23 protein-coding genes and 3 pseudogenes are annotated in these 24,506 nt (G+C 72.5%); 15 read left to right on the top strand and 11 right to left on the bottom strand.

The window, feature by feature from the left end; translation table 11 throughout:
* Positions 1 to 297: 297 nt before the first annotated feature.
* Positions 298 to 930 carry an RNA polymerase sigma factor gene (locus ACFUJY_RS17745; RefSeq protein ID WP_383300073.1) on the top strand — a complete coding sequence of 211 codons (633 nt, stop codon included), beginning with the start codon at positions 298 to 300 and terminating at the stop codon, positions 928 to 930.
* Positions 923 to 1,882, top strand: coding sequence for a CU044_5270 family protein (locus tag ACFUJY_RS17740; protein WP_383300070.1), 960 nt, complete (start codon positions 923 to 925; stop codon positions 1,880 to 1,882). Before ACFUJY_RS17745 ends, ACFUJY_RS17740 begins: the two co-directional genes overlap by 8 nt.
* 57 nt (positions 1,883 to 1,939) lie before the next feature.
* Here ACFUJY_RS17740 and ACFUJY_RS17735 read toward each other — a convergent pair whose 3' ends face one another.
* The 3 genes from ACFUJY_RS17735 to ACFUJY_RS17725 all read right to left on the bottom strand — a co-directional run bounded on the left by ACFUJY_RS17735 (position 1,940) and on the right by ACFUJY_RS17725 (position 3,608).
* The gene (locus tag ACFUJY_RS17735) at positions 1,940 to 2,563 is read right to left on the bottom strand and encodes a DUF305 domain-containing protein (protein ID WP_383300067.1); all 624 of its coding nucleotides are present in this window, start codon (positions 2,561 to 2,563) and stop codon (positions 1,940 to 1,942) included.
* A gap of 118 nt (positions 2,564 to 2,681) precedes the next feature.
* Positions 2,682 to 3,098 (bottom strand): DUF6153 family protein, encoded by a 417-nt coding sequence (locus ACFUJY_RS17730; RefSeq protein ID WP_383300066.1) that lies wholly within the window; start codon positions 3,096 to 3,098, stop codon positions 2,682 to 2,684.
* A gap of 111 nt (positions 3,099 to 3,209) precedes the next feature.
* On the bottom strand, positions 3,210 to 3,608 hold the full coding sequence (locus ACFUJY_RS17725) for a VOC family protein (RefSeq protein ID WP_383300063.1): 399 nt from the start codon (positions 3,606 to 3,608) through the stop codon (positions 3,210 to 3,212).
* A gap of 101 nt (positions 3,609 to 3,709) precedes the next feature.
* Here ACFUJY_RS17725 and ACFUJY_RS17720 point away from each other — a divergent pair, with 101 nt between their 5' ends.
* The 3 genes and pseudogenes from ACFUJY_RS17720 to ACFUJY_RS17710 all read left to right on the top strand — a co-directional run.
* Positions 3,710 to 4,702 (top strand): helix-turn-helix transcriptional regulator, encoded by a 993-nt coding sequence (locus ACFUJY_RS17720; protein ID WP_383300061.1) that lies wholly within the window; start codon positions 3,710 to 3,712, stop codon positions 4,700 to 4,702.
* 262 nt (positions 4,703 to 4,964) lie between these two features.
* On the top strand, positions 4,965 to 6,533 hold the full coding sequence (locus ACFUJY_RS17715) for a hypothetical protein (protein ID WP_383300058.1): 1,569 nt from the start codon (positions 4,965 to 4,967) through the stop codon (positions 6,531 to 6,533).
* A 204-nt stretch (positions 6,534 to 6,737) separates the two neighbouring features.
* Positions 6,738 to 6,929: pseudogene (locus ACFUJY_RS17710) on the top strand (AAA family ATPase); the annotation flags it as partial.
* Positions 6,930 to 6,960: 31 nt separating this feature from the next.
* Here the strand turns inward: ACFUJY_RS17710 and ACFUJY_RS17705 are convergent.
* A pseudogene (locus ACFUJY_RS17705) lies at positions 6,961 to 7,099 on the bottom strand (MoxR family ATPase); the annotation flags it as partial.
* A 2-nt stretch (positions 7,100 to 7,101) separates the two neighbouring features.
* On the opposite strand from ACFUJY_RS17705, the pseudogene ACFUJY_RS17700 reads away from it, so the two are divergent.
* Positions 7,102 to 7,332, top strand: a pseudogene (locus ACFUJY_RS17700) (hypothetical protein); the annotation flags it as partial.
* 39 nt (positions 7,333 to 7,371) lie between these two features.
* On the opposite strand, the gene ACFUJY_RS17695 reads toward ACFUJY_RS17700, so the two are convergent.
* Entirely contained in the window at positions 7,372 to 8,247 is an 876-nt protein-coding gene (locus ACFUJY_RS17695) for an NAD(P)H-binding protein (RefSeq protein ID WP_383300057.1), read from the bottom strand.
* Positions 8,248 to 8,310: 63 nt separating this feature from the next.
* Between ACFUJY_RS17695 and ACFUJY_RS17690 the strand changes: the two genes are divergently transcribed.
* From ACFUJY_RS17690 to ACFUJY_RS17680, 3 genes are all read left to right on the top strand, one after another.
* A complete protein-coding gene (locus ACFUJY_RS17690) occupies positions 8,311 to 8,907 on the top strand; it encodes a TetR/AcrR family transcriptional regulator (RefSeq protein WP_383300054.1) in 597 nt (198 codons plus the stop codon).
* Between the two features lie 225 nt (positions 8,908 to 9,132).
* Entirely contained in the window at positions 9,133 to 9,813 is a 681-nt protein-coding gene (locus ACFUJY_RS17685) for a response regulator transcription factor (RefSeq protein ID WP_383300052.1), read from the top strand.
* The gene (locus ACFUJY_RS17680) at positions 9,810 to 11,162 is read left to right on the top strand and encodes a sensor histidine kinase (protein ID WP_383300049.1); all 1,353 of its coding nucleotides are present in this window, start codon (positions 9,810 to 9,812) and stop codon (positions 11,160 to 11,162) included. The genes ACFUJY_RS17685 and ACFUJY_RS17680 overlap by 4 nt, the downstream gene beginning before the upstream one ends.
* On the opposite strand, the gene ACFUJY_RS17675 is transcribed toward ACFUJY_RS17680, so the two are convergent.
* On the bottom strand, positions 11,068 to 12,582 hold the full coding sequence (locus tag ACFUJY_RS17675; RefSeq protein WP_383300046.1) for an aromatic amino acid ammonia-lyase: 1,515 nt from the start codon (positions 12,580 to 12,582) through the stop codon (positions 11,068 to 11,070). The genes ACFUJY_RS17680 and ACFUJY_RS17675 overlap by 95 nt on opposite strands.
* A 62-nt stretch (positions 12,583 to 12,644) precedes the next feature.
* Between ACFUJY_RS17675 and ACFUJY_RS17670 the strand changes: the two genes are divergently transcribed.
* The 4 genes from ACFUJY_RS17670 to ACFUJY_RS17655 are packed head-to-tail and all read left to right on the top strand — an operon-like array spanning position 12,645 to position 18,191.
* Complete coding sequence (locus ACFUJY_RS17670) at positions 12,645 to 14,219, top strand: NAD(P)-binding domain-containing protein (protein ID WP_383300043.1); 1,575 nt, start codon at positions 12,645 to 12,647, stop codon at positions 14,217 to 14,219.
* Positions 14,216 to 15,286, top strand: a complete 1,071-nt coding sequence (locus ACFUJY_RS17665) for an alpha-hydroxy acid oxidase (RefSeq protein ID WP_383300041.1) — start codon at positions 14,216 to 14,218, stop codon at positions 15,284 to 15,286. The genes ACFUJY_RS17670 and ACFUJY_RS17665 overlap by 4 nt, the downstream gene beginning before the upstream one ends.
* Positions 15,280 to 16,650, top strand: coding sequence for a cytochrome P450 (locus tag ACFUJY_RS17660; RefSeq protein ID WP_383300038.1), 1,371 nt, complete (start codon positions 15,280 to 15,282; stop codon positions 16,648 to 16,650). The genes ACFUJY_RS17665 and ACFUJY_RS17660 overlap by 7 nt, the downstream gene beginning before the upstream one ends.
* A complete protein-coding gene (locus ACFUJY_RS17655; protein WP_383300035.1) occupies positions 16,647 to 18,191 on the top strand; it encodes an MFS transporter in 1,545 nt (514 codons plus the stop codon). Before ACFUJY_RS17660 ends, ACFUJY_RS17655 begins: the two co-directional genes overlap by 4 nt.
* Positions 18,192 to 18,211: 20 nt before the next feature.
* Here ACFUJY_RS17655 and ACFUJY_RS17650 read toward each other — a convergent pair whose 3' ends face one another.
* Both ACFUJY_RS17650 and ACFUJY_RS17645 read right to left on the bottom strand, forming a co-directional pair.
* Entirely contained in the window at positions 18,212 to 19,660 is a 1,449-nt protein-coding gene (locus ACFUJY_RS17650; RefSeq protein ID WP_383300033.1) for a class I adenylate-forming enzyme family protein, read from the bottom strand.
* Positions 19,653 to 21,197 (bottom strand): NAD(P)-binding domain-containing protein, encoded by a 1,545-nt coding sequence (locus ACFUJY_RS17645; RefSeq protein ID WP_383300031.1) that lies wholly within the window; start codon positions 21,195 to 21,197, stop codon positions 19,653 to 19,655. Before ACFUJY_RS17645 ends, ACFUJY_RS17650 begins: the two co-directional genes overlap by 8 nt.
* A gap of 193 nt (positions 21,198 to 21,390) precedes the next feature.
* Between ACFUJY_RS17645 and ACFUJY_RS17640 the strand changes: the two genes are divergently transcribed.
* Entirely contained in the window at positions 21,391 to 21,660 is a 270-nt protein-coding gene (locus tag ACFUJY_RS17640; protein WP_383300029.1) for a hypothetical protein, read from the top strand.
* A 48-nt stretch (positions 21,661 to 21,708) separates the two neighbouring features.
* Here the strand turns inward: ACFUJY_RS17640 and ACFUJY_RS17635 are convergent, their stop codons facing one another.
* The gene (locus ACFUJY_RS17635) at positions 21,709 to 22,449 is read right to left on the bottom strand and encodes an SDR family oxidoreductase (RefSeq protein WP_383300025.1); all 741 of its coding nucleotides are present in this window, start codon (positions 22,447 to 22,449) and stop codon (positions 21,709 to 21,711) included.
* A 104-nt stretch (positions 22,450 to 22,553) separates the two neighbouring features.
* Between ACFUJY_RS17635 and ACFUJY_RS17630 the strand changes: the two genes are divergently transcribed.
* Complete coding sequence (locus tag ACFUJY_RS17630; RefSeq protein WP_383300022.1) at positions 22,554 to 23,402, top strand: LysR family transcriptional regulator; 849 nt, start codon at positions 22,554 to 22,556, stop codon at positions 23,400 to 23,402.
* On the opposite strand, the gene ACFUJY_RS17625 is transcribed toward ACFUJY_RS17630, so the two are convergent.
* Positions 23,332 to 24,087, bottom strand: a complete 756-nt coding sequence (locus ACFUJY_RS17625) for an NUDIX domain-containing protein (protein WP_383300019.1) — start codon at positions 24,085 to 24,087, stop codon at positions 23,332 to 23,334. The two genes, ACFUJY_RS17630 and ACFUJY_RS17625, sit on opposite strands and share 71 nt — an antisense overlap.
* The gene (locus ACFUJY_RS17620; protein ID WP_383300017.1) at positions 24,084 to 24,467 is read right to left on the bottom strand and encodes a DUF4406 domain-containing protein; all 384 of its coding nucleotides are present in this window, start codon (positions 24,465 to 24,467) and stop codon (positions 24,084 to 24,086) included. The genes ACFUJY_RS17625 and ACFUJY_RS17620 overlap by 4 nt, the downstream gene beginning before the upstream one ends.
* Positions 24,468 to 24,506 lie beyond the last annotated feature (39 nt).

Here is a 24,506-nt window from a genome sequence, read left to right as displayed (position 1 = left end):
TCACCGTCGTCCCCATAGTGCGCGGCTGACCGCTTCAGGTCCTGCAGGCGGGTCCGAGCCCCCGAAGAGTTCCTGGTCCGACGCACCTCGTCTTCCACCGGATGACGCAGTACTCCGTGCTTCGGGGTTCGCCCCCGCAGGCCGGGGGCCCTGGGCGCTGCGGCCCGTCCGTGGTGGCCGATGCTGACGGGGCGGGGCATGAGCCGGACGGGGCGGAGGGAACCGCTTGGGCGCGAGGGGCGAAGGACAGGTGAAAGCCCAATATTCGAGCATCGTCCATGGACGAGAGGAGCCCCGATGACCGTCGGACCAGGCGTCGGCATCGGCACCACGCGTGCCGATGCGGAGAGCGACGCCTCAGTGATCGCGCGGTCCCGGGATGAGCCCGAGGCGTTCGCCGCGCTCTTCGACCGGCACGTCGACGCCGTACACCGCTATGTGGCCCGCCGCCTCGGCGGCGAGGTCGCCGATGATCTCGTGGCGGAGACCTTCACCACCGCATTCCAGCAGCGGCATCGCTTCGATCCGGCCCGCGGCACGGGCCCCGACGCCCGGCCCTGGCTGTTCGGCATAGCGACCAACCTGGTCAGCCGGCATCGGCGGGCCGAGGCCCGCCGATTCAAGGCCATGGCCCGGGTCCCGGCCCCCGCCGACCACGACGAGCCGCTGGCCGACCGGGCCGCGGACCGGGTGGCGGCCGGAGCCGTACGCCGCGAACTGGCGGCGGCCCTGGCCTCGCTGCCCCCTCGGCACCGGGATGTGCTTCTGCTGGTGGCCTGGGGAGAGCTCAGCTACGAGGAGTCGGCCCGTGCCCTCGGCGTCCCCGTGGGCACGGTCAGGTCACGGCTGCACCGGGCTCGCAGCAAGCTGCGCGAAGCATTGGGCGGATCCCATCCGACGGCACTGCGAGAGGTATCCGACCATGAATGACGAACTCGAACTCCTGAGGGAGTGGGACGCGGGCGCGGCCCCGCTCACCGGTCCGGCCCGGGCCCGGGCCCGGCACCGGTTGCTCAACGCGATGGTCGCGGGCCGGCGCACCGGCACCGGATTCAGCCGCCGCCACGCACTGCGCCTCGCGGCGGCCGCGGTGGTCGCCACGTCCGTCACGGGGACGGCGGCGCTGATCGGCGCGGACGGCTCCGGCGAGAACGGCACCCCGGGCACGGGCACCACCCCTCGGCTGGAGCACGCCGCCGCGACGGTGCTGAACGGCGCGGCCGCTCGGGAGCGCGGGCAGGAGAAGAGGCCGGTGGCGCCGCGCGACGACCAGTTCATCTACTCGAAGCGGGTCATCGAGGAGACGGACCAGAAGACCGGCGAGGTCAAGACCTACACCGACGAGATGTGGGACTCGGTGGACGCCTCCAAGCGCTCCTTGTCCATGGAACTGGGCCGCGAGATGTGGGAGGAGCCGGGCAGCGACGTGTGGCCGCCCCGGAAGTGGAGCGACCTGAAGAAGCTGCCCCACGAGCCCGAAAGGCTCGTGTCGGCCATCGTCTCCTACGGCGAATCCGCCGACCGGCCGATCAGCGATCTCGACGAGCTCAACCGGTTCGAAGCCTACTGGCTGATCGGCGAGCTCCTGAAGAACCCGGTACTGCCCCAGGGGCTGCGTCCCGCGGCGTACGAGGCGCTGGCCCTCGTGCCCGGCGTCAAGACGATCCCGGGGGTGAAGGACTCAGCCGGTCGCCCCGGGGTGGGGATCGCCCACACCGGGCGCGGGTCCCACGAAAGGCAGTACCTGATCTTCGATCAGACGTCGTACGCGTCCTTGGGTTTCCGTGACGAGCGGACCTCGGCCTCCGGGGAGAAGAAGTACACCCAGCTGTCGCACGTCGTGGACTGGGGCATCGTCGACCGGGTGAGACAGCGCCCGTGACATCAGGCGGGGCGGGGCACCGCGCGGTGCCCCGCCCCGCCTCTGCAGCCGGTCCGGTCAGTTGTCGCCGAGCAGCTCGTTCATCTGTGTGATCTCAGCCGTCTGGGAGGTGATGATCGCCGCGGCCATCGTCTTGGCGGGCCCGTGGACGCCGTCGGCCTGTTCGGTCCTGGCCATGTCGACCGCACCTTCGTGGTGCTCGATCATCATCTTCAGGAATGCGGTGTCGAACTCCTCGCCCGAGGTGTTCTTGAGCTCGCCCATCGCCTCGGCACTCATCATGCCGCCACCGCCGTGCATGGCGTGGCCCATGGAACCCTCGGCGGGCACCTCCTCGCCCCAGGAGGCCAGCCAGCCGGACATCGTCCTGATCTCCGGGTCCTGGGCCTTCCTGATGTCCTCGGCGAGCTTCTTCACCGCAGCCGAACCGGCGCGGCCGGGGGCGAGACCGGCCATCTCCACGGCCTGGCGGTGATGGGGGATCATGCCCTTGGCGAAGGCGGTGTCGGCGGCGTTGTGCGGGCCCTCGGCGGCGGACACCGGGGCGGACGGGGAGCTCGCGGTGCGGTCGTCGTGGCCGGACGAGCTGTCGCTGCTGCCGCAGCCGGCCAGAACGAGCGCGACCACACTCGCGGCGCACGCGGCGGCGGTACGGCGGGCCGAAGAACGCTTGCTGATCATGGTGATGCAACTCCTTGAGCGCGCAGCCCGGCGAGGGCGCGCGAAGTTCACGGGTGAGAGCGTGCGGGATCGCGGCACCAGCGGCCGGGACGACCGGGCCGGATGCCGTGCGTGCGCTCTATATCCGTAGAAGTTGCAGCTCGGAAAGGTCGGGCGGGGCCCGTCCGCTCTCCGTGGAGGCCCCTGTTCGCGCCGCCGCAGCGGCGGCGGCGACGGGCGCGTCCGGCAGGGCGTCGGCCGGCGGAGGCGGTGTATAGGCGGTGCCGGTCCCGGCCGCCACGCAGGACCCGTCGGCGTGCGCCACGTGGCCCGACCCGCCGTCGCCCGGCGAGCACCCCGGCGCCGCGTGCGAACCCTCGTCGGCGGTCATGGCCGTCGCCGTGCCGTGGCGGGCTGCCTCCGGATGTGGCGACCGCAGTGTTCCCCCCGGACCGAGGGCGTGCATGCCCAGCAGCCCGGTGAGCACCGCCAGCACCAGCAGCGCGAACAACCGCCCGGCGGGGCGGCGGCGCGAACGCTGCGCGGAGAAGGCCATGCGCACATCGTACGAGCCGCCCGGCGATGCCTTGCCGCCCCGCCCATGCGCTGGGCGGCGTTCGCGCGGAGCCCCGGAACCCGGGGTCCCGGCGAACGACTGTGCTGGGTGTCAGCGTGCGAACTTCTCGATGGCCTCCGCGGTGACGGGCGTGAAGAAGTTGACGAGGTTGCCGTCGGGGTCGCGGAACAACAGCGAGCGGTTGCCCCAGGGCATCGTGGTGGGCTGGGTGACGAAGTCGGTGACGAAGCCGGTCAGGTTCTCGTGCACCCGGTCCACGTCGTCGACGAGGAACTCGGTGATCACGCTGTGATTGTCCGCCGGCCGGGCGGAGTCCGGGGCGAACAGCGGGACCGTACGGGTGCCGGCGATCGCGAGGGTCGCGCCCGCGGTCCTCAGTTCGGCGAAGTCCTCGGTGGCCCACGTCGCCCGCACTCCTGTCGCGCGCTCGTAGAAGTCGACGAGGCGTGCGACATCGCCGGTGATGATGCGGATCGAGACGAAATCCATGGGGAGCTCCTTGGCTATGCCGAAAGCGGGTACGTCTCAGACTAGGAAAAATAGTGGACAGAAACGGTCCTCTATTCGGGGCCTCGCGTTAAGCTGCGCAGATGCCTGGACCCACCGGCCGCGTGCTGACACTCCTGGAACTGCTGCAGTCGGGAGGCACCCGGACGGTGGCCGAGCTCGCCGACCGTCTCGGTGTCGAAGGGCGCACCGTGCGGCGGTATGTGAGCCAGCTGATCGATCTGGACGTGCCCGTGGAGTCGGTGCGTGGCCGGTACGGCGGCTACCGGCTGGCTCCCGGGTACCGCTTGCCTCCGCTCATGCTCGGCGACGACGAGGCGCTGGCCGTGTTGCTCGGCCTGGCCGCCGGCCGCCGGGCGGGGCTGACGACGGCGGAGCGCACGGCGAGCGAGACCGCATCGGCGAAGATCCGGAGGGTGCTGCCCAGGCACATCGCCCGCCGGCTCGACACACTCCAGTCAGCTCTCGCCCTGGCAGATGAGCCACGTGAACCGGACCGCCCGGACGCCGAGGTTCTGCTCACCGTCGCCGATGCCGTGCGCCACAGGCGGCCGGTCTCGGTCCACTACGTCGACCGCGACGGCCGGCACAGCGAACGCACGCTGCACGCCTACGGGATCGTCGCCCACGCGGGCCGGTGGTACGTGACGGGAAGGGACACCGGGGCCGGCGAGGACCGGACCCTCCGGCTCGACCGGATCGCAACCGCGCGGGCCCTGCCCGGCTCGTTCGAAGCACCGCCCGCGGACTTCGATCCGGCGCAGCGCGTGTTGTCGGGGTTCGCCACGGCCGAGTACCGGCACGAGGTGACCCTGCGTATCCACGGGACGCCGGAACAGATCCGCGCGCACCTTCCTGCCAGTGTCGCGAGCCTGGAGGACCACGGGCCCGCTGCCGGCGGGGACCCGGCGGACGGGCACTGGCTACGCGTCGAGCTGCGGGTGCAGCGGCTCGACTGGTTGCCTCGGGTGCTCGCCGCACTCGACCGGCCGTTCGTCATCGAGCGCCCCGACGAACTGCGCACCCTCGTCGACGCGCTGGCCCAGCGCCTCGCGTCGTATGCCCGCCAAGCCTGACAGCCGTTCACCGATGGACCGGCCCCGTCCTGGAGCGCGCCGGGCCGCCTTACGGTTCGCCGCCCGGCACGGCGGCACGCCAGGGCAGGCCGAGGCTCCGGGCCGTGACGCCGACGGCCGCCGACGGGCGGGGCCGGCGAAGTGGCCGTCAGATGAAGGCCGCACCGGCGGTGAACGGTGAACGGTCTTCCCGCCGTACCCCTTCTGTTGGCCCGGCCTCACTACTCTCCAGTCGCCCGGTCCGGCACAGGAGAGGTACGACATGAGCACCCCGGTCCACCGCACCCCGACTCGGCAGTCGGTCCTGCCCCCGGCCCGGCAGCACCGGGAGCGGGGCCGGGCCGGAGATCCGTCCCTCACCTCGCCGGACCACCCGCTCCTCGCGATCCAGGCCAGTCTCGGCAATCGGGCCGCGGTCGCGGCGGTGCAGCGCGCCGACGAAGCCGCCAGGAGCACAGGGGCGGAGAACGGCGCCCCGCTCCCCGCCCCCAGGAGTTACCGCGACCGGATCGCCGCGGTGCTCGACAAGGTCAAGAAGAACCTCGAACTCATCGACACCTTCGTCAAGGGCGTCCACGTGCCCGCCAACGCGGGCTTCGCCCAGCAGGCATCCGCGACCGCGAGCGACGGTCTCAAGCACTCCACCGGCGCATCGGGAACCGCAGCCGCGTCGGAGAACCTCGTCACGGAGACCGCCGGCGCCCTGTTCAGTGGAATGGAGGCGGTCAAAGCCGGCAAGGACGCCAAGAAGCACAAGGACGGGGCCGCCTTCCACACGGCGGACAAGAAGGCGAACTCCAAGAAGGCCGATGCGGTCATCGGGGCCGCCGGAGCGGGGAACTACGCGCTCGGCATCGCCAAGGAACTGACGAAGGCACAGCTGGCGGCGCACGCCGCCACGGCATCCGAGGCCAGCGGTATCGGCTCCAGCGTGGTCGGAGCCGTGAAGGGCGCCCGCGCGGCGACGCGTGTCGGGCTCACCGCCCGCAAGTACCACGCCCTCAAGGGGCTCGAACGGCACGACCGCACCGGCGAAGGGGCCATGGCACGGCTGGACCTGGCCCGGCAGGAGGCCGAACAGGCCGCGGACGACGCCTACGTCGCACTGGACGGCCACTGGGACCACGAGGGCGAGGACCGGATGGCGCGTGTCTCCCAGGCCATCGACGCCGCCTGGGCGGCGACGGGCGCCGCCCGTGAGGCGGCCGCCGACGTCCGGCGCGCCGAGGACGCGAACACGATGAACACCGTGCACACGTACGCGCTGGGCAAGCAGCGCAACAAGATGGGCAAGCAGGCGTTCACCGCCGTGGGCGAGTCCGCCAAGGCGGCGGGCGGCATCGTGACGGCGGTCGCCGCCACAGCGGGCGGAGCCGGACTGGCGAGCAATCCGGTCGGCTGGGGACTGGCCGCCGGGGCGGCCGGCCTCATCCTCGGCGTCACCGCGTACAAGGCGGGCCGCGCGGGCATGAAGCGGTACGACGGGGCCCGCCACCCCGAACGCTGGGCGGCGGCCGATGAGACCCCGGCGCCAGCCGCCTCTAGGCCCGACGCGCTGAAAGAAGCCTTGAAGTTCTGGAAGAAGGTCGAGAACGGTGAACGTCAGGCCATGGCGCGCAAGATCTACGGGCTCGCGGCAGGACCGGGTATCGAAGGGAGCGGCCGGACGTCGTCCGCCATGCGGGACTCGGCCCGGGCCCTCCTCGTCGCTCTCAAGGCGGGACCCGTCAACCACGGCCTGACCCCGGACGCGTGGGCGGAGTCCCTCGACGACCCCGCCAAGAGCGCTGCCTGGGTCAAGGAGATCGCCGAGCAGTTGTCGTCGGCCTGACGCGCGCGCATGGCCGCGTCACTCGCGTGGGGCCGCCTCAGCGCGCGGAGGCGCGGCCCTGCGGTACTCCGCGCCACCCCCCTTGCCTCCGAATCGGGGCGCGCGGCGAGCGGCCCCGGGGCCCGGCGACATTCGGCTGCGCGCGTCCTCGTGCCTCCGCATACTGACGGCCCCGACTCCCGCGCCCCGAAGGGCCGTTCCCGCGTGCAGGCTGCCGTCACCGTCACCCCCGCTCAGATCCCCGAGCTGCTGCTGGGCCTCGCCACCGTGCGGCCCGTGTTCCTGTGGGGTGCGCCCGGGATCGGCAAGTCGTCGCTCGTGCGGAAGTTCGCCGAGTCCCTGGGGCTGGAGTGCGTCAGCCTGCTCGGGACGCAGCTCGCGCCGGAGGATCTCCTGCGGGGCAGGGGCGTCGGGGACATCCTCGGGGAGCCGCTGCCTTCAGCGTCTCCTCGTCGATCTCCGGCCCGAAGGAGTGCAGGGCGTCCGAGAGCATGTGCCAGGAGCGGGGCGTGAAGAACGGCTCCTCGGTCTTGGGCGGGCTGCGACTACAGGTGGTCCGGGCGGTCGACCCACCGAGATCGCCGGCCGGGTACGGATACGCGGCCGCGGCGGCACCGAACTCCAGCCCGGCGTGGATCTGCTGCAACGAGCGGACGACTTCCCGCCGGGCGCGCCGGTCCTCGTCATCACCGACGGCTGGCGCGACGTCCAGCGCATCCGGCGCGAGCACGCCTACCTGATCCCGCAGGGCGCGTCGCTGCCGTTCACCCCGCGTGGTCCGGTGTTCCGGCTGACTTGACCTCCCGGCGGCAGCGAGCCGTACGCCGTCGGAACCAGGTCACGCATCCGTGAACGCGGTGGCGTGGTCGGCGACCCACTGACGGAACGTTCGCGGTGCTCTCCCGAGGATGTCGGCCACCGCCGTGGTGACGTACGCGGGCCGTCCGACCGCCGCACTCCAGGCGTCGAGCAGCATGTCGGCGACGGAGCCGGGGACCGTGCCCGCCGAGAGTCTCCGGAACTCGTCCGGCGTCATCTCCTCGAAGGCGATCCGGCGCCCCAGGACGTCGGCGATGGCGTCCACCTGTGCGGCTTGGGTCAACGATTCGGGGCCCGTGAGGACGTGGTCCGATGCGGCGTACTCGTCCAGAAGGAGCGTTCGTGCCGCGACGGCCGCGACGTCGCGGTCGTCGACGGGTGCCGTCTCGGCAGCGCCGTGCGGCCACCGGACGGCTTCGCCGGACCGGATGGCGGCGGCCCACCAGGCCGGCGCGTTCGACGCGAGCATCCCCGGCCGGATGATCGTCGACTCGAGTCCGGTGGCCGCGATCAGCCGCTCGATGCCGGCGTGCAGCTCAGCCATGGGATTGCGCTGCTGGAAGAACGGGTGCGGTGTCCGGTGCGGGGAGGAGAGGAAGACGACCCGCCGCACATGGGCCGCCAGTCGCTCGACGACCGCCGCGGCGGTCTGCGGCGGGGCCGTCCACACGAGGAAGACCCCGCCGGCACCGTGCAACGCCGGGTCGAGTGACTCGGGCACGGTGAGGTCACCGGCGAAGACCTCGACCTCCGGGGGCAGCATCGCCGCCGCCTCGGTACGGCGTGCGAGGGCTCGGACCGGTACGCCCGTGTCGAGGAGCTGGTCGATGACGATGCGGCCGATCCGGCCCGTCGCCCCGGTGACGAGCACGGGAGGAATGTCTGTCTGATGCATGCCGCTCATGAAAACGTTACCGGGTTAAAAAAGCAACCCGGTCATGAATGTTACGGTGGCACCATGAGCGAGTCGACGGGACTGCGGGCCCGCAAGAAGGAGCGGACGCGCGACGCCATCGGTGACGCGGCCGTCTCGCTCTTCCTGGAGCGCGGTTTCGACCGCGTCTCGGTCAACGACATCGCCGCGGCGGCCGAGATCTCCAAGCCGACCCTCTTCCGGTACTTCCCGACCAAGGAAGACCTGGTGCTTCACCGGTTCGCCGACCACCAGGGCGAGGCGGCACGCGTCGTACGCGACCGCGGGTCAGGCATCGAACCGGTGCCGGCGCTGCACCGGCACTTCCGGGCCGGCCTCGACCGGTACGACCCCGTCACCGGCCTCAACGATCACCCCGAGGTGGTGGCGTTCCACCGGCTGGTGTTCAGCACGCCGAGCCTGGCGGGGCGGCTCACGCAGTATCAGCTGGAGGACGAAGAGGCGCTGGCGGACGCCCTCGGCGAAGGCATCCGGGCGCGCCTGCTGGCCGCACAGGTCCTCGCGGTCCAGCGCGTACTCGCCCGGGCCAACTGGCAGAGGATCGCCGACGGCCGCACCGCCCACGACGTCCGCCCCCAAGCCGTGGCCGACGCCGACCATGCCTTCGGCCGACTGGCCTGACGGGCGGCGGTCCCGCGCCGGGGTGGTCGAACGAGCGGCAGGCGCACCGGGCAGTCATGGAGCCGGCCGCCCCTCCCTTCCCGGCTCCTCCGCGTCCGGAGAACGGGCACACGGCCTCCAGCGGGCTCGGCAACGCGCCACCGAACCGGTCGCCCCCGATGCGGGAACCCCCTCCCCCGCAGGGGCGTTGTCACGGGTTGCGGGGAGGACGAGGGGAGTTGGACCGTGGCGCAGAAGCACTCGCGGGGGCCGTGGCGGCTGCTGCTGGTCGAGGACGACCGGGAGCTGGCCGGCATGCTCTCCGATGTACTGCGGGACGAGGGATACGCGGTCGATGTGGCGACCGACGGCCAGCAGGGACTGCATCTCGGCCTCTCCCGGCAGTACGACGTGCTCGCCGTCGACCGACGCCTGCCGGGGCTCGACGGCCTCGACCTCATGGGCCGGCTGCGGTCCCGCGGCGTACGCGCACCCGTGCTGCTGCTGACGGCGATGGGCACCGTGCACGACCGGGTGGACGGGCTGGACGCCGGTGCCGACGACTACCTCGTGAAGCCGTTCGAGCTCGACGAACTCAGCGCGCGCTTACGGGCGTTGTGCCGACGGGCCCTCGATGCCGCCGAGGTGCTCAGAATAGGCTCGGGACACCTCCACGTCGGCCGCAGAGAGGTCGAGCTGGCGAACGGCGACCAGGTCGCGCTCGCACCCCGGGAGTTCGCCCTGCTGTGGGCACTCGCTTCGCGCCCCGAAACGGTGCACTCGCGGGCGGAGCTGCGCCGGCTGGTGTTCCAGGAGGCGCCCGCGTCGTCCATCGTCGACACCTACGTCTACTACCTGCGCCGCAAGCTGGGCAGGCGGGTCGTGCGCACGGTCCGCGGACTCGGCTACCGGCTGGGGGCACTGTGAAGCCGTCGGCGTCGGCCGAGTGGGCGGCGGTGCGGCGGGCGCGCCTGCGGATCACCGTGATCACGGGGGCGATCATCACGTTGCTGGTCACGGTCGTCGGGGGTGTGGCGCACACGGTGATGGTGGACGCGCAGAACGATCAGGTGTGGCGCGAGTTGCGCTACGGCGCCATGTTCGGCGACCCGGCCAAGCCTCCCGTGTGCACGTGGCTGTACGCGCCCGGCGTGGAGCCCCTGCCCAACGCCCCGCTCGGATTCCCCGTGCGCGCCGACATGGAGGAGGTCCGCGGCACCCGTGAGGCCGTGGAGCGCACCGTGGAGCGTGATCACACGGTCTACCTGGTGCGTACACAGCCCCGGGCCGACGGCGGCGTCGTGCAGGCGGTGTTCGACATGCGCTTCCAGCTGGCCGACCGCAGCCATCTGTGGTTCGCGCTGGCGGTGGCCGAAGTGGTGGGGCTGCTGGCCGCGGCCGTCACGGGGATGGTGCTCGGACGCCGTGCCGTGGCCCCGCTGGCGGAGGCGCTGACCCGCCAGCACCGGTTCGTCACGGACGCCAGTCACGAGCTGCGCACCCCGGTCACCCAGGTGCACACGCGGGCGCAGGTGCTGGCGCGGCAGGCGGCCGACCAGGATCTGCCCGGCGCGCACCGCGACACACTGGCCCGGCTGGTCGCTTCGACCGGGCGGCTCGGCGAGGTGCTGGACGACCTGCTGCTGTCCGCGAGCCTCGCGGCCGGTCCGGCCCGGCGATCGGAGCACCGGCCGGTGGAACTGGTCGCGCTGGCCCGGTCGGTGGTGGCCGAGGAGGCGGACCGGGTGGGCGCGCGTCGCCTCACCGTCGTGGTGGACGGCCCCCCGCACCCTCTCTTCGTCGACGGCGTCGAGTCCGCGCTGCGCCGCGCCGTCGGGGAGTTGCTGTCCAACGCGATCCGCCACACCCCGGCCGAGGGTCGGATCGCGATGACCCTCTCGCGCTCCGGGCGGACGGTGCTCCTGGTCGTCGCGGACACCGGGCCCGGGTTCGAGCCCGCCGCGGTGGAGCAGCTGTTCCGGAGGTTCCACCGCGGCAGCGGCGACGACGGACGGTACGGGTTGGGGCTGGCGCTGCTGCGGGAGGTCGTCACCCGGCACGGGGGTACGGTCGCGGCCGAGGGGCGCCCCGGTCAGGGGGCCAGGTTCACCATCCGCCTGCCGGAGTGCGCGGCCCCGCCCGGCGTCCTGGCCGAAGCACGGCCGGCCGAGACGCGACCGGTCATGGCGCCTCGTGCCCGGCGACCAGGCGGGCCGCGGCACGGACGTCCCGGTCCAGCGGACGGTCCGGGTCGACCGGGGGAATCGCCGCGCTGAGGGCGTCGAGGAGTTCCGCGCACCGGGGAGCGGTGGGGCGGCGGGCGCCGACGTGGGCCGCCTGGCGCAGCCCGAGCGCGAGCGATCCGGTCAGCAGGCCGAGCAGTTCGGCCATGTCGTAGGAACGCAGGGCGGCTTGGGTGCCGAAGGGGACGACGTCCTGGTTGTGCAGGTTCGTCGGCAGGCTCTGCATGCCGGCCGGTGTGGCGTTGCGGCGGATCTCCGCGACGAACGCGGTGGCGGCCAGCTGCACGCCCTGGAGGCCGTGCTGGAGGCCCGGTGCCGTGGCCAGCATCGGGGGCAGTCCCCCGTTGCGTGCCGGATCGGTCAGCAGGTCGAGCTGGCGTTCGGCGAGATTGCCCAGCTGGGCGGTCACGGACGCCAGCAGGTCGGCCGCGAACGCGGCGGGCTGGCCGAAGAAGTTGCCGCCGTGCACGACCTTCCCCTCCTGGTCGTCGTGGCCGGGAAAGAACAGCGGGTTGTCGCTGACGCCCCCGAGGTCGGCGGCGACCACGCCGTCGACGTAGCACAGCGCGTCCTCCGCGGCGCCGAGCAACTGCGGGGTGCAGCGGATGCTGTACGGCTCCTGGAGCGGCCGGCCTCCCGAGGGGCTGACGCCGCTGAGGGTCCGCCGCATGCGGGCGCCGGCGTCGACCGCTCCGGGATGCCCGTACGCCCGTAGCAGGTCGTCGTCCAGGAAGCCGGGGTCGCAGCCCAGCAGGTCGGCCAGCAGGCAGGTGAGGACCGTGAGGGAGCGGTGGGCGTCGCGGACCAGGTCGCGGGCGAGCGCCAGGGCCGCGGTGGTGACGGAGGTTCCGTTGACGAGGGCGAGTGCGTCGCGGCCGTCCAGGTCGAGTGGGCGCAGTCCGGCGGCGGCCAGCGCCTCGTCGGCCGCCATGCGGCGGCCGTCCAGATAGGCGTGTCCGCGTCCGCGGAGGGCCTGGGTCGCGTAGGCGAGCGGGATGAGGTCGCCGCTCGCGCCGACGGAGCCGTAGCGGGGGACGGCGGGTGAGAACGTCGTCGCGAACATGTCGGCGAGGCGGTCTACGACCTCTCCGGAGACTCCGGAGAAACCCCGGGCGAGGGACCAGGTGCGCAGCAGGAGCGAGGCACGGCAGACCTCGTGGGGCAGGTCCGGTCCCTGGCCCGCCCCGAGGTGGGCGAGGGTGTTGTCGCACTGGTCCGCCTCGTCGGGGCGGCCGGCGTACCCGACGAGCGCACCGAAGCCCGTGGTGGCGCCGTAGATGGGGCGGGTCCCGCCGCCGTCGCCGTGTCGCAGTCCGTGGAAGAAGCGGCGTCCGTGGTCCACGCGGGCTCGGGCCGGGGCGTCCACGGTGACGGTGAGCGGTGTGGCGGCCCGGCGCAGGGCTGCGGAGTCCAGAGGGCGGGTGAGGGAGAGGGAGTCCGTGGTGGTGGGCACGTCCGGAAAGGTAGGCGGGCAATCTCAGAGTGCTCTGAAAACGGGTGGCTAGCTTCCGGGGCATGACCCATGACTACCTGATCATCGGTGCGGGGCCCGCCGGACTTCAGCTCGCCTCGCTGCTGGAGCGGGACGGCGGGGACTACGTCGTCCTGGAACGCGGCAGCGGTCCGGGTACGTTCTTCACCCGGTTCCCCAGGCACCGCTACCTCATCTCGAACAACAAGGTGCACACGGGGTACGACGATCCGGAGCTGAGGCTGCGGATGGACTGGAACTCCCTGCTGAGCGACGACCCGGAGCTGGTGTTCACCCGGTACAGCCCCCGCTACTTCCCGCCCGCCGACGACCTGGTGCGCTACCTGTCGGACTTCGCCTCCCGGACCGGGGTGCGCGTCCGGTACGACACGGAGGTGACGAAGGTCTCCAGGCACGAGGAGGGCTTCACGGTCACCGACCGGTCCGGCACGGTGTGGCGGGCCCGGCATCTGGTGGTCGCCTCCGGGATGCCCGTCCCCAACATGCCCGCGATCCCGGGCGTCGAACTGGCCGAACGCTACGACACGATCGACACCGATCCCAAGTCCTTCACCGACCAGCGGGTACTCATCATCGGCCGGGGCAACTCCGCCTTCGAGACGGCCGAGAACCTGATGGAGACGGCGGCGGTCATCCACATGGTCGGCTCGGGGTCGCTGAAGATGGCCTGGCGGACGCACTACGTGGGACATCTGCGCGCCGTCTACAACAACTTCCTGGACAGCTACCAGTTGAAGTCGCAGAACGCCCTCCTCGACGGCCGGGTCCTGGCCATCCGGCGTGACGAGGACGGTTTCCACGTCCCGGTCGCCTTCGAGCGGGTCGACGAGGTGGTCAAGGAGATCCGTTACGACCGGGTGATCGTGGCGACCGGCTTCCGGTTCGACGCCTCGGTCTTTGACGACACCTGCGCGCCGGACCTGATCGTCGACGGGCGTTTCCCCGAGTTGACGCCGCTCGGCGAGTCGGTCAACGTGCCCGGTCTCTACTTCGCGGGGACGCTGATGCAGGGGCGCTCGTTCGGGAAGGCGACGACCGGCTTCATCCACGGCTTCCGCTACGCGGTGCGCGCGCTGTACCGGGGGCTGCGGCAGCGTCACGCGGGCGTGCCCTGGCCCACGACGGTGCTCGGGGACTCCACCGAGCGGGCCGTCGACGCGGTGATCGGCCGGGTGAACCGCTCGTCGGCACTGTGGCAGCAGTTCGCCGTCATCGGTGACCTGTTGCTGCTCGACCCGGACGGCACGTTCCGCTACGCCGAGGAGGTGCCCGTCGACCATGTGCCGGAGGCGGTGCGGGCCGGGGATTTCGGTGAGGTGGAGGCGTACGCGGTGGTCACCCTGGAGTACGGGGAGGACCACGACCGGGTGGACCCCTTCGACGTCGGCGCCGGCCGCAAGTCCCAGGACGACGTGTCGGGTCTGGACGGCCGCTATCTGCATCCGGTCGTCCGGTGGTACCGGGACGGCGCGTTCGTGGCCGACCACCATCTCACCGAGAACCTGGAGAACGAGTGGGACAGCGAGGAGGTCCACCGCGCCCCGTTGGACGCCTTCCTCACCGCCCGGCGCGGCCCGGCCGCCCCGGTGGCGCCGTGACGCTCCGGGAACTGCGCGAAACGGCCCGGAAGGTGCTGGACCCGGTCGTCTACGACTATGTGGCGGGCGGCGCGGGCGAGGAGCGCGTACTGGTCGAGAACGAGCGCGCGTTCGACCGGTACGCACTGCTGCCGCGCGTGCTGAGCGGGGGTGAGGAGCGGGAGACCGGCGTCGATCTGCCGGGCGCCGCGCAGGCGTCCCCGGTGGTCGTGGCACCGACCGCCTTCCACCGGCTGGCGCACCGGGCCGGCGAGCGGGCGACGGCGCGGGCCGCCGCGGCCGAGGGCGCCGTGCTGGTGACGGGAACGGCGGCCACCGTCGCGGTGTCCCACGTCGTCGCGGCGGCGCGCGAAGCGGCCCCGGCCCCGGCCGTGTGGTTCCAGCTGTATCTGCATCCCCGCCCGGAGGTGACCGGGGCGCTCGTCCGGCGCGCCGAGGACGCCGGCTGCACGGCCCTCGTGGTGACCGTCGACTCGCCGGTGTTCGGCCGGCACACCCGGGACCTGCGCAACGGGTTCACCGACCTGCCGCTTGGCTACGCCGCGGAGAACATGCGCGGCCTGCCCGGCGCCGGACCCGGTGCGCTCACCGCCATCCCGATGTCCGCCGCGCTCCGCTGGCCGGACTTCGCCGAGACCGTGCGCGGCACCTCGCTCCCGGTGCTGGTCAAGGGGGTCCTCCATCCGGACGACGCGCGCCTCGCCGTCGAGCACGGCGCGGCCGGGGTGATCGTCTCGAACCACGGCGGCCGTCAGTGCGACGCGGTCCCCGCGGCCGTGGACTGCCTGCCGGCGGTCGTCGCGGCGGTCGCGGGCCGGGTGCCGGTCCTGCTCGACGGCGGGGTGCGCCGGGGAAGCGACGTCGCGGTGGCCCTGGCGCTCGGTGCCAGGGCCGTCGGCGTCGGACGTCCCGTGGTGTGGGGCCTGGCCGCCGACGGGGAGGCGGGCGTGCGGCGGGTCCTCGCGGCGCTGCGCGACGAGTACGACCACACGCTCGCCCTGTGCGGTGGGCGCCGGAACACCGATCTGGGGCCCGGCATGGTGGTGCGGAGGGGTGGTACGTGGTGAGGGCCCGGGCGGGTACGGACGCGTGGTGGCTGCCGCGCGCCGTGGTGGCGCTGCGTGTCCGCATCTTCGAGAAGGTCAACGGGGACCGGGCGGTGACCCTCCCGAACGCCGCACACGGTCCGGAGGTGTTCGAGCGGGTCTACGCCCACCCGCACGCGAACGGCCGGAGTGAGGGGGCGGGTCTCTCCGACCTGTTCTGGTACTGGCTGGCGCCGGGGCCCGAGGTGCACCAGGAGCACCTGGAGCCCGGTACGCGCTACCAGGACGTGGCCGCGACGACGCGGCGCATCGTCGCCGGCAACTCGGCGGATCTCACGGCGGCTGCCGCCCGTGCCGTGGCGGACGCGCTGGACGCGGTCCCGGACACGCGGATCAGTCTCGTACGGCTGCGGGACCTGGTGATGCCGGCCTGGGCCGCGTTCTGCTACGAGCTGGTCTTCCGGGAGCCGTGTCCGCCACGGGCCCGGAAGTTGATCACCGCGCACGCCGACGACGTGATATCCGCCCTGAAATGCACCGGTCTGCGCCATCCGCGCCGCCGGGCCCGGCTCACCGGCTACCTGCGGGACCGGGTCGAGGCCGGCCACGTACCGCACCGGCTGCCGCCCTCCTTGTCGGTGCCGGAGCAGGTGCACTACCTGCAGGGCACCTTCTTCAACACGGCGGTCGTTCAGCTGTCCGAGGCGACGGCGCACGTGCTGCTCGCCGTGGCCCGCCATCCGGAGGTGCAGCGGCGGCTCCGCGCGGACCCGGAGGACGACACGTATCTGACGCGGGTGCTCGACGAGACGATGCGCCTGTATCCGCTGTTCGGCATCGCCCACCGCATCACCACCGGCGACATCGCGCTGGACGCGGAGACGGTCCTGCCGACCGGTTCCGTGGTGTGCTTCAGCTATCCCGGCTACCACGCCACCGGATACGAACGGCCGGACGAGTTCGATCCGGACCGCTGGGCGGAGCTGGCCGTCAAGGACGCCCATCACATCCCGTACGGCGTGGCGGCCAACCGCCCCTGCCCCGCCTGGCGGCTGTCGCCGCTCGTGCTGCGTGCGGCGGTACGGGAGGTGCTGCACCGGTTCCGGCTGGACTCGACGGCGTCGCACACTCGCTCCATCCCGCACCGGGCGCCTTGTCTGCTGATCCCGCACGGCCTGCCCTGCCGGCCCCGCCGCCTGGGCGCGCTCCGCGGGTTCGTCCGGCTGCGGGACGGGGTGGAGGACGTCACTCGGGGCGTCCGCCAGCTGCTCCTCGGCACGGTGATGGTCCTGCATGCCCGCAAGCAGCGCCCGGCGACCCGGTACTTCGACGAGCGGCGGGCCGGAGGGTGTCCTGTCCCCGGCGTGGAGCGGGGGAACGGATGACGCCCCGTGAACCGCGCCTGTCCTCGCCCGCCCGGCCCCCGTCGCTGATCGCCCGGCCCCTGATGTTCTGGGCGGGTGTGGCCCTCACCTGTCTGGGTGTCGGCCAGCACGTGTGGATGTTCGTCGACTCCCGGTCGATGGGCTTCCACATGGCGATGATGGGGATGTCCGGCGTGATGTGGGCCGCGATGGCCGCCATCGTCGTAGGTGTGGTGATCTCCGGGTGCGCGGTCGTGCAGAGTCCCGGGGCGGCTCGGGACGGGGCCTCCGTTCCGGACGGGACGCCTCGGGCACACCGGCGGCGTCTCATCGGTGTGCTGAGCTTCGCGCTGATGGTGGACCAGATGAAGCCCGCCACCCTGGCGTTCATCCAGCCGGGCATGCGCGAGGAGTTCCAGCTCAGTGCCGCCGAGATCTCCTGGCTGCCGACCGTCGCGCTGAGCGGCACGGTGCTGGGGTCACTCGTCGGCGGACGCTCGGCCGACCGGATCGGCCGCAGGGCGACGATTCTCATCGCGTCGCTGCTCTTCCTCGGGACGACGGTGTGCGGGGCCATGCCGTCCTTCGAGGGCATCCTGGTCATGTGCGCGCTGATGGGGATGGCGGCCGGCGGCATGCTGCCCGTCGTGTACGCCCTGATGACGGAGAGCCTGCCGCCGGGACGGCGCGCCGCCGTCATGGTGCTCCAGGCCGGGCTCACCACCACCGGCGGGTACATGGCGGCCGCCGGACTGGCCTCGTTGCTGATCCCGGTGACGGGGTGGCGCGTCCTGTGGTTCGCGCAACTCCCGCTGGTGCTCATCCTCATCGCGCTGAACCGTTGGATTCCGGAGTCGGCGGCCTTCACCGCCCAGCGGGCCCGGCGCGGGCAGGTCCGCGCCTCCGCCCTGTTCAAGCACCCTCAGACGACCAGGACACTCGTCGTCAGCGGATACGCCCTCGCCTGGGGCCTCGTCTACTGGGGATTCATCACCTTTCTGCCCAGTCAGCTGGAGGCGTCGCACCAGGGAGGCATGTCGGCCGCCACGCTGCTGTTCCTGTCCTCACTGCTCTCCGTCCCGACCTGTGTGGTGGCGGCGTGGCTCTACAAGCGCTGGTCGGCGAAGGGCACCATGGTCCTTTACGCGGCTCTCACCGTCGCGGCCCTGCTCGTCCTGGCCGCCGTGGGGATGGACGGCAGCGAGCCGGTTCTCCTGACCGCCGTGATTCTGCTGTTCGCCGGTACCGCCGGGGTCATCGCGCTCATCGGCCCCTACACGGCGGAGATCTTCCCCCTGGCCATCCGGGGGACCGCCGGCGGCTGGGCGGCAGCGGTCGGCAAGTCCGGCGGTGCCTTCGGGCCCCCGCTCATCGCCCTGGTGCTTTCCGCGCCGGGGGGCATGCGCACCGCCGCGCTGCTCGTCGCGGTGCCGATGGCCGTGGCGGGCGGTGCCGTGGCGCTGCGCGGCAGCAATCCGCGTACCGCTGAGGGATCTGCCGAGGAGGCCGCTCGGCTGGAGGCGGAACTCGACGCCCTGGTGCACGGTGCCCCGCCCTCGTGACGAGGGCGGGGCCCGGGCCGCTATCCGTTCTGCGCGAGCCGCCGTTTGTCGGGCTTTCCGGCAGCCGTGAGCGGCACCTCTTCGATGACGGTGAGGCGCGTCGGAGCGCACTCCTCCCCCACCCCCGCCGCCACCAGCGCCCGCAGTTCGGCGAGGTCCGGGATGTGACCGGTCGCGGGCACGACGAAGGCGTGGACGGCCTCGCCGGTACGGTCGTCCGGTGCGGCCACGACGTATGCCTCGGCCACCGAGGGGTGGCTGGAGAGCAGCCGCTCCACGGGGCCGGCGTAGTACACGTTGGCGTTGACGATGATCACGTCCCGGGCGCGTCCCGTGAGCCACAGCCGGCCTGACGCGTCGAGGTGGCCGAGGTCGCGGGTGCGCACCCATCCGCCGGAGAACACGTCGGCGGTGAGGGCGGGTTCCTGCCAGTAGCCGTGGCTCTGGGAGGGGGTACGCGCGAAGAGCTCACCGTCGGTGCCGGGCCGGACCGGGCGGCCCGAGGCGTCACGGATCTCCAGGTCCACGGGCGGAACGCCGAGGGAGCCCGGCGGCTCCTCCGGGGTGGCCATCGAGATCATGCCGGTCTCGGTCTGGCCGTAGCCGTGGAAGACGACCGGGCCGAGCACTTCCGCGGCCTCCCGCATGCGCCCCGGCTCCAGCGGCGACCCCGACACCATCAGCGCGCGCAGTTCGCCGAGGTCCACCGGTGCCGCGCGCTGCGCTGCCACGAGCCTCGTCAGCCGGGCGACCGTGATCACGCTCGCGGTCGCCCGGTGACGCACCAGGGCGTCGGGGAAGTCCGGTGGGTCTGCGGTGACGAGGGTGCCGCCGGCCGCGAGTGCCAGCAGTCCGTACTCCATCATCACCTGGCTGGCCAGGGTGCCGAAGACCAGGAACCGGTCGAGACGCCCGGCGAGTTCGCGGACGGCCGGCGGCCAGGCGTCCGGCCGGTGCGCCCACCCCGCGGTCATCGCCGCGTACGTCTGGGCGCACGCTTTGGGGAGGCCGGTGCTGCCGCTGGTGTGCAGCAGCCGGGCGGTGTCGCCGGGCCGGGCCAGGACCTGCGGCCGGACACCGTCGTCCGCCGCCGCCAGCAGGTCGTCGAGCGCGAGGGTCAGGCCGTTCGCCCGGTCACCGGCTCCGTCGGGCCGGTCGGTGACGGTCACTTCGGCGTCTCGCAGGACGTGTTTCCGCTGTTCCTCGGTGAGGCCGGGGCGCACGCCGACGACCCGTGCGCCGACGACATGGGCGGCGATGATCGCGGCGAACGCTCCGGGGCCGACGCCCAGGAGCATGGCCACGCCGTCGCCGGGTCCGACGCCGTGCCCGCGCAGGCCGTTCACCGCGCGCCGCACGGTGCCGAGGAGCCGGGTGCCGGAGACCTCCACGCCGGCGTGCTCGAACACCGGCCGGTCGCCCGCCGCTTCGAGGATGTCCAGTACGGCGCCCGGGAACTGCTCAGTCAAGGCACTCCTTCACGAAGTCGGTGAGCGGCCGGCGGTGGACCTCCGGCAGGTTCCAGTCGTTCTCCAGGTTCTCCGCCAGGTGGTGGGTGCCGGCGAGCACACCGTCCCGGTAGTGGCGGACGACGGGATGGAGGTACGTGGCGTCCATGGCGTGGTCCACGTCGTTCTCGACGACGCGCGGGACGGCCACGTCGAACGGGTCGCCCTGGTCGTGTTCGTCCCCGTACTCAAGGTCGACGACGAACCGGTGCGGGGCGGCCCCGAGACCGCCGTCGGCGACGTAGTCCAGCGGGACCTCCGCCTGGTACACGGCCCGGTCGTCGTCCACGCCGACCACATCGCCGAGGAACCCGAACTGCTGCCAGAGCGCCGACGAGCGGTTGACGCGGTCGATGACGGCGTCCGCGATCGCGTCCGGCGTCGCGGCGAGCGTCCGGGCCGGCCAGGGGGTGTCGAGGTGGCGGGCGCCGAGGATGCGGTGCAGGGCACGCACCGCGTAGCGGAATCCGTGGATGAAGCCGTTGGTGGACTTCTTGAAGTCCCGCTGCTGCATCAGCGTGCCGGCGAAGTACAGGTCCGGCACGTTGACCGACTCGAACGAGGAGGTCTGCTCGGGGAACCGGTCGTTGATGACGAGCGCCGGGCGGCAGGTCTCGTCGAATACGGACGCGTCGAAGCGGAAGCCGGTGCAGACGATGATCCGGTCGTAGTGGAGCTCGCGCAACGGCTCGACGGTCCGTGCGTAGCGCAGCATGACCCGGTAGCCGCCGCTCGCCGTCTTCTCGATGCTCTCGACGGTGCCGTCGAGCACCGCGTTCTGTGACTTGAGCTGGTAGGTGTCCAGGAAGTTGTTGTTCACCGCGCGCAGGTGCCCGAGGTAGTGGGTTTTCCAGGCGAGCTTGACGGAGTGCGGACCGGCGACGTGGATGACCGCGGCCTTCTCGATGAGGCCGTCGGCGGTTTCGAACGCGGAGTTCCCCTTGCCGATGATCAGCACGCGCTGGTTGGTGAAGGACGCCGGGTCGGGGTCGAAGGTGTCGTACCGTTCGGCGAGTTCGACGCCCGGGATGGGCGGCTCGTAGAGCCGGGAGATGCCCGTCGCCATGACGAGCCGCCTGGCCTGCCAGGTTCGTCCGTCGTCGCCGCGCACGGTGAAGACGCCGTCCGCCCGGCTGATCCCGACGATGTCCGTCCCGTACTCGACGCGCACGCCGGTGCGGGCCGCGAAGTCGGCCAGGTAGCGCACCAGGTCGTCCGCCGGCGGGAAATAGCGTTCGCTGTACCGGGTGAAGAGGAGTTCCGGGTCGTCGCTGAGCAGCGAGTTCCAGTCCATGCGCAGATTGAGTTCCGGGTCGGTGAAGCCCGTGTTCACCTTGTTGGTCGATATCAGCTGGCGATGGCGGGGATAGCGGGTGAAGGTGGTCCCCGGTCCGCTCCCCCGCTCCAGGACGAGGTAGTCGCGCCCGTCGCGTTCGAGCAGCGCGGCGAGCTGCAGTCCGGCCGGTCCGGCCCCGATGATGAGATAGTCGCGCGTCATGGGCCCGGACGGTAGCGACGCGAAATCAGAAGGCTCTGAGATTCGGCGCACCTCGCATCGGCCACGGGTGCTCCTCCCTCTTGTCGGCCCACGTCGACGCGATGGGGACCGCCTCCTATCGCTGGACGGCCCGCGCTGTCAACTCCTCTTCCTCGTGGCTGAGTCCGCGCCTTAGGCTCGGACGGTGACGCACATGAGCTGGTCGGAACTGCTGCAACTGGGTACGGCGGACCCCACCTTGACCTTCGCCCGCGAGAAATGGACCCAGCCGGGGAAGTTCGTCTGGGTGGCCCCCCGGGAGACCGTCAGGGCTCCCACCGGGGAGCGGTACCCGCTCTGCGTCACGGTGTACTTCAAGGACGCCGACGACATCGTCAAGCCCTACCAGCCGAGCATGGACGGGATGACGGAGGCCGACGACTGGTACGTCGGCGTCTCGGGCCGGCCACCCGGGGAGCGGTGAGCGGGTACGCGCCCACCGCTCTCCGGGGCGGCTCGGACGGGAAGTCCGCTACCAGGGGACCTCACCCTCGTCGTCGAAGAAGCGGCCCGTGGGCCCGTCGGCCGATACGGTGGCCAGCCGGATCGCGGCGGCCGCGCCCTGCTGGGGCGTGCGCGTCCCTCGGAAGCCGTTGAGGTCGGTCGCGGTGAAGCCGGGGCAGACGGCGTTGATCAGGACGGGCGTGCCGGCCAGTTCCTTGGCGTACTGCACGGTGACGGCGTTGAGGAAGGTCTTGGACGGGGCGTAGGCGAGGGAGATGGGGCCGGTCTCGGCCCCCGGGGTGGTCTGGAGCGTGAGGGAGCCGACGCTGCTGGACACGTTCACGATGCGCGGCGACGGCGAGCGGCGCAGCAGCGGGAGCAGGGCGTTGGTGACGCGGATGACGCCGATCACGTTGGTCTCCACGGCCGCCCGTACCCGGTTCACGTCGACCGTGGTGGGCTCCTGCGGTCCGCCGCCGGTGATCCCCGCATTGTTGACGAGCGCGTCCAGCCGCCCGGTCCGCTCCTCCACCAGCCGGGCCGCCGCGGTCACGCTCGCGTCGTCGGTCACGTCCAGCGGTACGCCGAACGCGTCGGCCCCGGCCGCCCGCAGCTTCTCCACGGCGGCCCCGCGCCTCTCGTCGTCCCGCGCGCCGACCCCCACGGACCAGCCGAGGGCGCCGAGTCCGGCGGCGATCTCGTATCCGATGCCCTTGTTGGCCCCGGTCACCAACGCGATCCCGGGGTTCACGGTGTTCGTCTCAGTCATGGCATCGATCCTTCTCCCCGGCGGGGCAGGACGTCCAAGACCGACCGGGTGGGCGGCGATACCGCCCGGGTATCGCCGCCGGCCGGCCTCGTTAGGCTGGCGGGGTGGAGACACGTGAGTTGCGGTATTTCGTCGCCGTCGCAGAAGAGCTGCACTTCGGCCGGGCCGCGGACCGGCTCGGTATCGCCCAGCCCCCGCTGTCCCGGGCCATCAGCGGCCTGGAGCGGCGCCTGGGCACCGTTCTGCTGGAGCGCGGCAGTCGGGGTGCTTCCCTGACCGGGGCGGGGACGGTGCTGCTCCAGGAGGCACGCGTCGCGCTGGACGCCGTCGAGGCGGCCGAACGGCGGACCCGCCGGGCCGCCCTGGCGGCGGCCGGCCGGCCCGCCGTGGTCCTGGCCGCGAAGGCGGGGGCCTCCAGCGAACTGCTGGCGAAGCTCCTCGACGCCTACGCCGCCCAGCCCGGCGCCATCGCCGTGGACGTGGTGCTGTGCGGACCGGGCGAGCAAACACCGGTGCTGCGAAGGGGCCAGGCCGACGTGGCCCTGCTGCACCGGCCCTTCGACGACACGACCGGCCTCGACACCGAGGATCTGTACACCGAGGGCCAGGTCGTCATCCTCCCGGCCGGCCATCCCCTCAGCACCCGACCCCTCCTGCGCCTCGCCGACGTCAGTGACCTTCCGGACCTCCCCCTCCCCCGCTGGCCCCGCCCCGACGGCACGTTCCCGGACGGTCCCGGGCCGGAGGTGCGCGACCACACGCAACTCACCCAGCTCATCGCCCTCGGCCGCGCCTGCGCGGTGGTGCCGGAGTCCGGCCGCAGCGGCCTCGGCAACGGCCTGGCAGCCGTACCGGTCGCCGACGCGCCTCACGTCACCACGGTCATCGCGTGGCCTCCGCACAGCCGCTCGACGGCGGTCGCGGGGCTGGTCCGCGTCGCCACCGCTCTGTGACCGAGGGCCCCGTGGTCGGCCGCCCGTCGGCGAAGGGTCCGTCCAGAGCCGCCCATTGCAGGAGCAGGACGGTCTTGCCGTCGGTGATGCGTCCGTCGCGGGTCATGGCCAGCGCCTCGGCGAAGGGAAGTTCGAGGACTTCGATGTCCTCGCCCTCCTCCTCGACGCCTCCGCCCGCGCCGGTCCGGTCCGACGGGGTGTAGGGGGCGGCGAAGAAGTGCAGCCGCTCGGTGACGGAGCCCGGGCTCATGTAGGCGTCGAGGACGCGGGTGAGCGGGCCGAGCGCGACGCCGAGTTCTTCTTCGCTCTCGCGGCGTATCGCGGTGTGCGGGTCCTCCGCGTCGAGCAGTCCAGCCGCCGCCTCGACGAGCATGCCGTCGGGGTGCCCGTTGACGTAGGCGGGGTAGCGGAACTGGCGGGTGAGCAGGACGCGGCCGCGCCCGGTGTCGTAGGGCAGGACGACGGCGCCGTCGCCTCGGTCGTAGGTCTCCCGCTGCTGGGTCTCCCACCGGCCGTCGCGGCGCCGGTAGTCGAAGGTGGTGCGGCGCAGGACGTGCCAGCCCTGGGAGGTGAGCTCGACGTCGCGTATCCGGACGTCGGGGTTGCGGTCCAGTCCGCGTCCGGCCCGGTCGAGGCCGGTGCGGCCGCGATGGTCGGGGGTGTCGATGCCGGGGCGGCCCGTCACGCGACCTCCTCGGGGGCGCGGCGCGGGATCTCCGCCACGTCGTGGTAGACGGGCAGGCCGCGGCGGCGGGCGGTGGCGACGTCCTGGTCGGCGCCGGCGGATTCGCCCGGCAGGCGCAGCACCGCGTCGCAATGGGCGAGCAGCCGGTCGGCGGTCGGGTAGAGCACCTGGTCGGCGAGTGGGTCCGTGGGGCCGGCACCGGCCGAGCGCAGGACGGGCAGGGCGATCCATTCCCCGATCACGGGGAGGTGCCCGGCCGCGAAGACGGGCCAGGCGGCGGCTTCGAGGCGGGCGAGGTTGGCGGCCATGGCCTGCGGATCGCCGCCGGTACCGGAACGGTAGGGACCGGCGATCAGGATGAGCTTGGGCTTCTCGTTCACGGGCGCTACGATACATGCAGAAACGTGCAAGAACAGGAA

Origin of the sequence: Streptomyces sp. NPDC057249, from assembly GCF_042669245.1 — a bacterium.
Lineage (GTDB): Bacteria > Actinomycetota > Actinomycetes > Streptomycetales > Streptomycetaceae > Streptomyces.
Note: the sequence above shows the minus strand (reverse complement) of the source record. Positions and strands in the feature narration are given on the sequence as shown.